Consider the following 11369-nt stretch of genomic DNA (forward strand, 5'->3'; position numbering starts at 1 on the left):
CAGGAAGACTTAGGGATACACTATGTCACGTTTTTTTATTAATCGCCCTATTTTTGCATGGGTGCTGGCTGTTTTGGTCATGCTCATCGGGGTGATATCCGTTCTTAATCTACCGATTGAACAATATCCACGTATCGCACCACCAACGATTTCAGTCAGTGCAAGCTATCCTGGTGCCAATGCGCAAACCGTAGAGAACTCAGTAATTCAGGTTATTGAGCAGCGTATGAAAGGTCTAGACGGCCTGATGTATATGTCATCGTCGAGCTCATCAAATGGTAGTGCGTCTGTGACGCTAACCTTTGAAAACGGTACCGACTCTGATACTGCGCAAGTACAGGTACAGAATAAACTACAAGCCGCGATGAGCGCCCTGCCTGAATCAGTGCAGCGTCAAGGTGTCAACGTCAACAAATCATCCAGCAGTTTTATGATGGTACAGGGGTTTATCTCTGAAGACGGCAGTATGGATCGGGCCGATATTGGCGATTATATTAACTCCAATGTCCTCGATTCGATCAGTCGTGTCGAAGGTGTGGGTGAAGTTCAGGTCTTTGGTTCCACCTATGCCATGCGCGTTTGGCTTGATCCTGCACGCCTGCGTAGCTACAACATGACACCTTCAGATGTGGTAGGTGCTATACAAGCACAAAACGCTCAGGTATCTGCTGGTCAGTTAGGACAAGCACCTGCTGATGCAGACCAACAGGTTATCAACGCTACTGTTACTGTTCAAAGCTATCTACAAACGCCTGAAGAATTTAAAAACATTCTGCTAAAAACGGATACCTCTGGTGCACAAGTACGTTTGGGTGATGTCGCCGATGTCGAAATCGGTAGCGAAAACTATAGTATTTTATCGCAATATAATGGACAAGAAGCCGCCGGTCTAGGTATCTCACTTGCAGGCGGTGCTAACGCGCTTGAAACTCGCGAAGCGGTTGGCGCACGTATGGCAGAGCTTGAGAAAAACTTTCCAGCAGGTCTGGCATCAGTTGTTCCTTATGACACAACGCCATTCGTGAAGCTTTCTATCGAGCAAGTCGTGCATACGCTTATTGAGGCTATTGTCTTAGTATTCATCGTCATGTTCATTTTCTTACAGAACTGGCGTGCAACCATTATCCCAACACTTGCAGTACCTGTCGTCCTATTGGGTACCTTTGCGGTACTCTACGTTGCAGGCTTTAGTATCAACGTGTTGACCATGTTTGCCATGGTACTCTCCATCGGTCTACTGGTCGATGATGCGATCGTCGTCGTAGAGAACGTCGAGCGAATACTAGAAGAAGATCCTCACATCTCTATCAAAGATGCAACTACCCAGTCGATGGGTGAAATCAGTAAAATCGTTATTGGTATTGCGCTTATCTTATCCGCCGTATTCGTACCGATGGCCTTCTTTGGCGGCTCAACAGGTGTGATTTATCGTCAGTTCTCTATCACGCTGATTACCAGCATGGTGCTCTCTGCCATGGTCGCGCTTGTGTTCACCCCTGCCCTATGTGTGACCTTGTTAAAACGTGGCAAAAGCCACGAAAAAGGCAGTACCGAAAAGCAAAAAGGCTTCTTTGGTTGGTTCAACCGTGGCTTCTTTAAACTTAGCCGTTCTTACGAAAACTTTGTCGGCAAAAGCATTCGTTTTAAATGGCTGTACATGATTGGCTATGCAGCCATCATCGGTATCATGGCGGTCGTGTTCTTACGTATTCCAGGCTCGTTTTTACCAGAAGAAGATCAAGGTATTATGTTTACCTTGGTTCAGCTTCCTGCTGGGTCGACGCTGGATGAGACGCAAGACGTATTGGATAAAGTTAGAAACTATTACGATACCCAAGAGACTGACAATATCGAGTCAGTGTTTACCATTGCTGGCTTTAGTTTTGCAGGTCAAGGTCAAAACATGGGTCTGGCGTTTGTGCGCTTATCAGACTGGGAGGAACGCTCGGGCGATGAAAATACCGCTCAGGCTGTCTCTGGTCGAGCAATGGGGTATTTCCTTACTCAGCTAAACGAAGCACAAGTATTTGCGATCGTCCCACCCGCGATTACCGAGCTTGGTAATGCCAGTGGTTTTGACTTAATGATTCAGGACAGTGGCAACCTCGGACATGATGGGCTACTTGAAGCCCGAAATATGCTCTTAGGTATGGCTGCACAGAACGACCAAGTAGCTGGCGTACGTCCTAACGGTCAAGAAGATTCGCCACAACTCAAAGTAAATATAAATCAAGAACAAGCGGCAGCTTATGGCTTGTCACTAAGTAATATCAACAGTGTCATCTCAACAGCGTGGGGCTCAAGCTACGTTAATGACTTTATCGATCGTGGCCGTATCAAACGCGTCTATGTACAAGGTGAAGCCAACAGCCGTACCAACCCTGATGATATTGGTAAATGGTATGTACGAAATGACATGAACGATATGATTTCGTTTGATGCATTCTCTAGTAGTGAGTGGCAGTCAGGCTCACCGCGTCTTACTCGTTACAACAGCCTACCGTCAATGAACATCCAAGGTAGCGCCGCACCAGGTCTAAGTACTGGTGAAGCAATGAGCTCAATGGAAGCGATGATAGACAAGCTACCTGAGGGTATCAGTTATGAGTGGACAGGCATGTCGTTGGAAGAGCAAAAGTCAGGTGCACAAGCGCCGATGCTTTATGCGCTTTCAATTCTAGTTGTATTCTTATGTTTGGCAGCGTTGTATGAGAGCTGGTCTATTCCTGTCTCTGTGCTACTAGTGATTCCGCTTGGGGTATTGGGTGCAGTGATATTTACCTGGCTACGTGGTTTTGCCAATGATATCTACTTGCAAGTTGGTCTACTGACTGTCGTTGGTCTATCCGCCAAAAACGCCATTTTGATTATCGAATTTGCGAAAGAACACCAAGAAGAAGGTTACAGTCTCAGAGAAGCCGTCATGACCGCAGCACGCCAACGTTTGCGTCCGATTATCATGACCTCGCTTGCCTTTGGACTGGGTGTTGTGCCATTATTCTTGGCGAATGGGCCAGGTTCAGGCAGTCAAAACGCTATTGGTACTAGTGTTGTTGGTGGGGTAATCACAGCAACCCTCTTAGGTATCTTCTTTATCCCAATGTTCTATATCTGGGTGCGTAGTGCGTTCCCGCATAAATATGAGAACAACACACCCAATGATAAAGATGGTGGCAATGGTACGCCTAACTCGCATAACCCAACACCTTCTGAGAGTTATCAGCCTGCAAGTCTTGGAGACAATACACAATGAGTGCTCAAAAAACATCTATCACTAACTCGTCATCGGTAGCTATTACAGCTATCGATGCGCAGCCAGCACTATCTCGTTTGCGCAAAAACAGTGGCCGCTTGTTAGGGCTGACTGCATTGGCAATCAGCATGGCCGCTTGTAATACCATTCCAAAAGCGGATATGCGTCCTGTGCTAGCAGAGCCAAATATCCCTATGCAACAATCTTATGGTGCATTTGACAAAGAGACTGTCAGTAGTGCTGATCAAGCAAGCATTGCCAGTCAACGCTGGCAGAATTTTTATAGCGATGAGCGCCTCAAAGGCTTGATTACTCTCGGTCTTGAAAAAAACAAAGACTTTGAAAGTGCGCGCCTAGCCATTGAAAAAGCACGTGCACAGTATCAGATTACCGATATTAATGACTTACCTGCTATTAATGGCAGTGCTGGTTATACTCGTTCAGCACAGAACCGTACTGATCGAAACCCTAATAGTAGCTACAGCGTCAACTTAGGTCTTGCCAATTATGAGCTTGACTTTTGGGGTAAAATTTCAAGCTTAAAAGATCAAGCATTGCAGAATTTCTTGGCGACCACAGCAGCCAAAGATGCGACCCAAATCAGCTTGATTAGTAATATTGCGCAAAGCTACGCCAATCTAAGCTATAGCTTAGCGCAATTAAAACTGGCTGAAGCCACGGTTGAGAGTCGTGAGCGCTCGCTATTTATCGCGGATAAACGCTTTGAAGCAGGTATCGATCCTAAGCTACCTTCACTACAGTCTTCTGCCTCATTAGAGAATGCCAAGCTTGCGGTATTACGTGCACAGACCAGCGTTCTTCAATCACGCAATGCATTGCAATACTTGGTTGGTGGCGCTATTCCAAATGAGCTAATCCCAACACCTGCTGTCAGTAATATCACCAGCCAGCAGATATTTAATGCCGGTCTACCAAGTGAATTACTACGCTATCGTCCTGACGTGCTACAAGCAGAATACAACTTAAAAGCTGCTGGTGCGAATATCGAAGTGGCCCGTGCCTCTTACTTCCCATCTATTAGCTTGACCAGTAGTGTGGGTGTCAGTAGCGGCAGCTTAAATGACTTGTTTAAAAATGGTGCCGTTGGCTGGTCGTTTGGACCTAGCGTGAGCGTCCCTATCTTTGACGCAGGCCGTTTAGATGCCAATTACGATGTGGCTCAAATCGAACGTGAGCAAACGCTTGCTAGTTATGAGAGCTCTATTCAAACGGCATTCCGCGAAGTGTCAGATGTACTTGCCACGCGTGCAACACTTGGTGAGCAGTTAGAGGCGCAGTATCGTCTGCAAGATAATTTTGAGCAGACATATCAGATAGCAGATGCGCGCTTTAAAGCAGGTATCTCAAACTATCTGGACGTACTTGATGCGCAGCGTTCACTATTCTCTACTCAGCAAGGTATTCTAGATTTAGAGCTACAGAAAATCGTTAGCCAGATTGAGCTGTACCAAGCGCTTGGTGGCGGTGCAAACCTTGATGTACCGACCGTCATCCCTGTACCGCAGCACACCAACTTGGCGCAGATTGTCACTGGAACTGCTACTAGTGCAAAAACCAAAGCGACAAATGCCATCAAAGCAGCTGGTTCAGCACGTGTGACTACGCCGCAAGAAGCTGTCGCCATCAAGCAGTCGCAAGCGGTAGAAACGACTACTTTCAAACCGACTGCTATCGTCGATGTTAATGATGATGGTAAAAAGGATGCCGCTGTCGGCGTGGTCACTGAAGAGACTCGCTTCAATAACAATAGTGTTGAGCAAGTTCCTGTGACCCAGATTGTTGAGCCTCAAATGACCCAGCCTTAATCTGATGACGCAGCTCTATCATCACATTGACAGTCGATACGTACTATCAGCCCTACCGACTTAACGTGGTGGGGCTTTTTGCTTTTATTGACGTCTTTTGGTTATAGTAGGCTCACTTTATGCAAGCTCTCTTCATATAAGCCTTCTTTGTATAAAGCACAGATTTTTATAAGCTAATTCTATAAAATACCGCTTATAGCGATATTATTTTAACCATGTAACATGATAACTATTAAAACAATCATAAGGAATTATTATGAGCTATACCTTTAACCGTCAATACCCTGCTACTCGCTTACGTCGCCTGCGCTACAATGACAATGTACGTTCAATGATTCGTGAAGTGGAGCTGCATCCTAAGCACTTTATTGCCCCTGTATTTGTATTAGAAGGCGAAAACCAGCGCGAAACCATCGCTAGTATGCCGGGCGTTGAACGCTTATCGATTGATTTGCTAATCAACTATGCCAAAGAGTTATTAGCAGAAGGTGTCACAACCATCGACCTTTTCCCTGTGATCGATAACGCTTTGAAAACACCGGACGGTAGCGCCGCTTATGACGAAAACGCCCTGACTGCACGTACGATAAAAGCGGTCAAAGATGCTGTGCCAGAAATGGTCGTCATGACTGATGTAGCATTAGACCCTTATACCTCACATGGTCAAGATGGTCTACTTGATGACAGCGGTTACGTCATCAATGATGCAACTATCGAAGTACTGGTCAAGCAAGCACTGGTACATGCGCGTGCAGGTGCAGATATCATCTCTCCTAGTGACATGATGGACGGCCGTATCAAGGCCATGCGTGACGCGTTTGAAGCAGAAGGTTTTGTGAATACGGCTATCATGGCCTACTCAGCCAAATATGCTTCTGCTTACTACGGCCCATTCCGTGATGCCGTCGGCAGTGCTGGCAACCTAAAAGGTGGCCATAAGAAACAGTATCAGATGGACTTTGGCAATCGTGCTGAGGCACTGCATGAAGTGGCTATGGATATCAACGAAGGCGCAGATATGGTCATGATCAAACCAGGTCAGCCTTATCTTGATTTGATTCGTGAAGTCAAAGATACCTTTGGCGTACCCACCTTTGCGTATCAAGTATCTGGCGAATATGCCATGCATATGGCAGCCATTCAGAACGGATGGTTAAGTGATGCAGTGATTTTAGAGTCGCTGATTGGCTTCCGCCGTGCTGGTGCTGATGGCATTTTGACCTACTTCGCTCTAGAAGCGGCCCGTCAGCTAAACAATGCCTAATAGTAATTACACTAACTTTTATAATGTAAAAACCCCAGTTACCTATTAGTAGCTGGGGCTTTTTTTGAATATTTTTTGATGAATAGAACTATAAACGTGCACGGTCATGTGGCTCAGTAAAATCAATCACTGGGCCAGCAGGGACAATACGCGTGGGATTGATATTGGCATGACTGGTGTAATAATGCTGCTTGATATGATCCATATTTACTGTCTCTGCGATACCAGGTACCTGATATAAATCACGTAGATAGCCCCAAAGGTTTGGATAGTCAACGATACGACGCAGATTGCATTTAAAATGCCCAACATAGACAGCATCAAAACGAACCAACGTCGTAAACAGTCGCCAATCGGCCTCAGTTATAGTACTCCCTGTCAGATAACGCTGATGTGCTAAGCGCGTCTCAAGTGTATCTAATGCCGCAAATAGCTCAATTACAGCCTCTTCGTAGGCCTCTTGTGTGGTAGAGAATCCTGTCTTATACACGCCATTGTTGATAGTAGAATAGACAAAGGTATTGATGTCATCAATTTCTTGTAATAACTCTGCTGGCACAAAATTACCTGCTAGTGCCCCAACCTCATCAAAGGCAGAGTTAAACATGCGAATGATTTCAGATGATTCATTACTCACGATTGTGTTTGTTTTTTTATCCCACAAGATAGGTACGGTGACACGGCCTGTATAGTCTGGCTTGGCCTTGGTATACAGCTCATAAGCATAGTCTGCATTGATAACTGGATCAGCAACGACGCCTGCACCTTCTGCAAACGTCCAACCATACTCACCCATATACGGATGTACTACAGATAGCGGAATGATGTCTTCTAAGCCTTTAAGCTTGCGGTAGATAAGGGTACGGTGTGCCCAAGGACAGGCTAGCGACACGTATAAATGATAGCGGTCAGGTTCGGCTTTGAAGCCTTCAATACCTGTTGGCCCTGCGCTACCATCTACCGTTACCCAGTTTCTAAAACCAGCATCTTCACGCTGAAAGCGGCCGCCACTCTCTTTTGTCTCATACCACTTGTCTTGCCACTGCCCATCTACCAAGAGACCCATGTTATTCTCCAACTGTTTTTAATATTTGTTTAACGCTTAGTCAGCATGACTGACTTGAAGCCATTATTATCATGACGATTACGTTGTTTAGAGATATCATACCAGTTATAAGGGTTTAATCATTAGCGTTACCCTGTTTATTAACAATAAAAACTAAACGTATTAAATTGAATATTTAGTAAATATACACAAAAATATATCTAAATAACTAATATAAGCCTGAATAGCAGATATTATGATAATAAAAGAGGTTTATGCTAAAAAAGACTTGCAAAGTCTGGGAAACTTGCTAAAATGCTCAACCTAAATAGGCGTATAGCTCAGTTGGTTAGAGCGCTACCTTGACATGGTAGAGGTCGTTGGTTCGAATCCGATTACGCCTACCAGATTCGAAAAGCCCCAATCTTAAGATTGGGGCTTTTTTTTGTCCGTGAAATATGGGCTGTAGCGGAAAAGGAAACTATACGTCGGTTCAAATTATCTCTTTTTCCACTTTCAGCAAACGTCATCCATCTAACGACTATCAAGATATTAAGCAGCAATCTAATGACTCGAAAAGCGCTCTCCATATCGGTATTGCTAGTCAAGACCATAGAGAACGGACGAATAAATGGCAATACTCACCGCTACTACGGTTTTTTGTGCATATGATGCTGATTACAGACGAGAAACTATCTATTGGAATTTTTGACCAGACAGATGGATAAGAATTTAATGGCAGATTTGGTAAAAGGGCTTGGCACTAAGTGAGACACTTAACAAGACGACTGAAGCAATTCAAAGTATTGACATTAACTAGGAAAGTTCAAATAGTCATTCTTCTATTAACTTGGATATCGCTAATAGCTTGGGCAATACTGAGTTGGCAAGGTAGAGACTTCCCTTTAGAGTCTGAGCTTAATTATAGTGAAGGTATTGTAGGCAGTTTGGACGTAGGTGAGGGAAATCACATTTTTATGTTGTTAGATCTCAGTAATCTTAACCGTAAAGAAGTATATGGGTGCAGCTATTCAGCTTTTGATACTGACTCCTCTTGTTTTGGCAAAGAATATTTAGAACCGATTGAAGGTAAAAAAGCCGTGATAGGGTGGTATATACAGAAAGATTTTCTAAAGTTTCATAATGGAATTAGACAGATGGTAAGTCTTGATGTGGAAGATGTCGAAGCTGGCATTAAGGAGGTAATCACTTATCAGGGGACTTTAGACGCTATAAAGGGTATGAATACGTATATGAATATGGGTTTTATTATATTTATAGCATTCTTTTCTTACTGGTTTTGGCGTTTTATGGATTTTATAGAGTAAAGAGGATACGGTTCCCTAGTGAGGACTTGAGACATTGGCTATGGGTCAACCTGGGAGTTTCCCAAACTTTGCGTAACTGCTTATAATCCACTAACTGGAGAATAAGCAATTACTACTCAACAAACATTATACTAAGCGTGCAGTTTCAATTTTTACAGATAATACCTTGTCACTTAGTACGCTCTGTAACTCGTCATAATGTGGTAGGCGCTTATGTTTATCTAATTCACCCAAGCTTTTCCACTTCTCAACCAATGTGATTTTTTGCGAATCGTTAATATCAGGATAAACATCATAACGCTCGCACCCATCTTCAAGCACACTTTCACTTGCGCACTTATAAATTGCGTTTAAAACGGTGTTGTAATGCTGTGTTTCACATAGGATATTCACAACAATCATAACTTCATTGTTCATTTTTAACCTTTATTTTGGTGTATAAGGCTGCTTACACAGCCTTTAGTTCAAGAAGAGAGAATTAACGCTCAATGACGATTTTGCCTGTAGCTAATCCTGACTCTAGACGAGAGTGAGCAGCTTTAACTCCATCCAAAGTGAAAGGGAAAACACTATCAATCAAAGGTTTAACTTGGCCTTTATCTACAAGCCCAGCAAGTCGGCGTAGAATGTCACCGTGAGTATCTCTATCGATATTGTGAATAATCGAAATCGCCATAAATACAAGATCTAACCTAAGAGCCTTAAAGTGCATTTCAGTTAAGTTATAATCAGCATAACCAATTGTAGAAATAACATGCCCTTTCAGTTTTGCAGCGATTAGTGAGTTTTGCAGAACTGGCCCACCCACTGTATCAAATACCGTATCGAAGCCTTGACCATTGGTCAGTCGTTCAACATATTCCTTTGGCTCTTCTGTAGGGAATAGAACCGTTTCATCTGCGCCGAGTTGTTTTGCAATTTCTGCGCGCTCTTCATCTACAACAGTCGTTGTAACATGTGCACCGAGTGTTTTGGCAAGCTGAAGACCAATGTGGCCTACGCCACCTGTACCACCATGAACTAAAACTTTATCGCTCGGCTGGATCTCAGCTCGGCCAATAATTGCTTCCCACGCGGTAATTGCTACTAAAGGCAAGCTAGCCGCTTCACCAAAGCTAAGCGTTTTAGGTTTATGTGCTAATAATACAGCGTCAGCTTCAACCTTATCTGCAAGAGTACCCGGAATGCCAACGATACCGCCGACACAACCGTATACTTCATCACCAATTTTAAAGTTAGTTACACCTTCACCTACTTCACTGATTACGCCCGATACATCCATGTGAAGGATTGCTGGATAAGTCATACCAGCAGTGCCTTCACTGCCTTGACGGATTTTAGTATCAACAGGGTTAACACTTGTCGCTTTTACATCTATTACGACGTGACCGCGTTTTGGTTTTGGCGCATCAACTTCGATTTCATGTAAAACATTAACATCACCATGACCATTAATTGCAATTGCTTTCATAATATTTTCCTCTTTGTTATTGACGAAAGTGATAGTATCAATATAATTAGAGCTTAAAAACATATAAATAGTTGAATGATTCGTTCCAAAAGGTTGATAATGTGATTGATTCTATCGAAGAGCTAAAGATTTTTAGTACGATTTTTGAATTAAAATCTATACGTAAGGCAGCTGATGCTCACAGTTTAACTTCCGCGGCTGTAAGTAAAAGATTAATAGCATTAGAAAATAGACTAAGTTCTAAGCTGTTTTACAGAACAACTAGAACTCTCAGCCCAACACACACTGGAGAAAAGCTATACAACCATACTCAAAAACTTTTAAGCATTACAGAAGAGATTGAACATGACCTAGACCCAACAAATACATTAAAAGGAAAAATAAAAATAACGGCGTCGGCCTCATTCACACAAAGTTTCTTATTGTCAGTAATCAGTGGGTTTTTAGAAAAGTATCCGCAGATAAATATTGAAATTATATCTTCAGATAGCCTTGTTGATTTAACTGAGCAAGGTATTGATTTAGCGATTAGACATGGGCCATCTAGAGACTCATCATTAGTAGGCCAAAAACTTCTAGATTCAAAAAGACTTTTATGTGCCTCACCAGACTACTTAATCCGACACGGTACACCAAAATCACCGGTAGATCTGAGGCGACATAAAATATTAACTGTTGGTCAAGAAAGTAATTGGCATTTCATAAAGGGAGGTGAGCGAACAACGATAAAGTTGACTCCTATTTTCTCATCAACTTTGGGAGATAGCGTTTTGGGTATGGCTGAGTCAGGTCATGGGATTGCATTACTATCCGACTGGCATATTAGAAATAGTGTTTTAAATGGGCAGCTGAAAATCGTTTTAGACGACTGGGAAAGTGATCCATCAATTTCTATAAACCTCCTATACCCATCGAGGAAAAATCAATCAATGGTAGTAAAGAGCTTTATTAATTATTTGAAAATGAGGCTTGCAGATAGCTCTCTTTGAAACGCTCATACTTGCCTATCAGTCAACCTAAAGGCCCTTCTGCCTTAGATATTGCAGAGTTAAAATGCGAGGGGATGAGCATAGAAGATATCGAGGCATTACCAGCTATGTATGCAAACGCAGCCATGATTGCTAAAGATGCAGGTTTTGGTGGTGTTCAAATACATGCAGGACATGGGTTTCTTCTAAGTCA

8 protein-coding genes, 1 tRNA gene and 1 pseudogene are annotated in these 11369 nt (G+C 43.2%); 7 read left to right on the forward strand and 3 right to left on the reverse strand.

Annotated elements, in window-relative coordinates; all coding sequences use genetic code 11:
* The first annotated feature begins 22 nt into the window (after window positions 1–22).
* From ACQKC9_RS03095 to hemB, 3 genes are all read left to right on the forward strand, one after another.
* On the forward strand, window positions 23–3253 hold the full coding sequence (locus ACQKC9_RS03095) for an efflux RND transporter permease subunit (protein ID WP_427620440.1): 3231 nt from the start codon (window positions 23–25) through the stop codon (window positions 3251–3253).
* Complete coding sequence (locus tag ACQKC9_RS03100) at window positions 3250–5079, forward strand: efflux transporter outer membrane subunit (RefSeq protein ID WP_427620441.1); 1830 nt, start codon at window positions 3250–3252, stop codon at window positions 5077–5079. Before ACQKC9_RS03095 ends, ACQKC9_RS03100 begins: the two co-directional genes overlap by 4 nt.
* 256 nt (window positions 5080–5335) lie before the next feature.
* Window positions 5336–6343, forward strand: coding sequence for a porphobilinogen synthase (hemB, locus tag ACQKC9_RS03105; protein WP_101206356.1), 1008 nt, complete (start codon window positions 5336–5338; stop codon window positions 6341–6343).
* A gap of 88 nt (window positions 6344–6431) precedes the next feature.
* Here the strand turns inward: hemB and ACQKC9_RS03110 are convergent, their stop codons facing one another.
* The gene (locus ACQKC9_RS03110; RefSeq protein ID WP_427620442.1) at window positions 6432–7409 is read right to left on the reverse strand and encodes a glutathione S-transferase family protein; all 978 of its coding nucleotides are present in this window, start codon (window positions 7407–7409) and stop codon (window positions 6432–6434) included.
* Window positions 7410–7718: 309 nt separating this feature from the next.
* Between ACQKC9_RS03110 and ACQKC9_RS03115 the strand changes: the two genes are divergently transcribed.
* Window positions 7719–7795, forward strand: a tRNA-Val gene (locus tag ACQKC9_RS03115).
* Window positions 7796–8365: 570 nt separating this feature from the next.
* Window positions 8366–8716 (forward strand): hypothetical protein, encoded by a 351-nt coding sequence (locus ACQKC9_RS03120; protein ID WP_427620443.1) that lies wholly within the window; start codon window positions 8366–8368, stop codon window positions 8714–8716.
* Between the two features lie 126 nt (window positions 8717–8842).
* On the opposite strand, the gene ACQKC9_RS03125 is transcribed toward ACQKC9_RS03120, so the two are convergent.
* The gene (locus ACQKC9_RS03125) at window positions 8843–9133 is read right to left on the reverse strand and encodes a putative quinol monooxygenase (protein WP_427620444.1); all 291 of its coding nucleotides are present in this window, start codon (window positions 9131–9133) and stop codon (window positions 8843–8845) included.
* Window positions 9134–9194: 61 nt separating this feature from the next.
* Window positions 9195–10187: a zinc-binding dehydrogenase gene (locus ACQKC9_RS03130; RefSeq protein ID WP_427620445.1), complete on the reverse strand. Its 993-nt coding sequence runs from the start codon at window positions 10185–10187 to the stop codon at window positions 9195–9197.
* Between the two features lie 101 nt (window positions 10188–10288).
* Here ACQKC9_RS03130 and ACQKC9_RS03135 point away from each other — a divergent pair, with 101 nt between their 5' ends.
* Together ACQKC9_RS03135 and ACQKC9_RS03140 are read left to right on the forward strand one after the other, a co-directional pair.
* Window positions 10289–11176 carry a LysR substrate-binding domain-containing protein gene (locus ACQKC9_RS03135; RefSeq protein WP_427620446.1) on the forward strand — a complete coding sequence of 296 codons (888 nt, stop codon included), beginning with the start codon at window positions 10289–10291 and terminating at the stop codon, window positions 11174–11176.
* A pseudogene (locus ACQKC9_RS03140) lies at window positions 11173–11369 on the forward strand (NADH oxidase); the annotation flags it as partial. The gene ACQKC9_RS03135 and the pseudogene ACQKC9_RS03140, both read left to right, overlap by 4 nt.

It is taken from the genome of Psychrobacter sp. NPDC078409 (genome assembly GCF_050268505.1).
In the GTDB taxonomy this organism is placed as follows: domain Bacteria; phylum Pseudomonadota; class Gammaproteobacteria; order Pseudomonadales; family Moraxellaceae; genus Psychrobacter.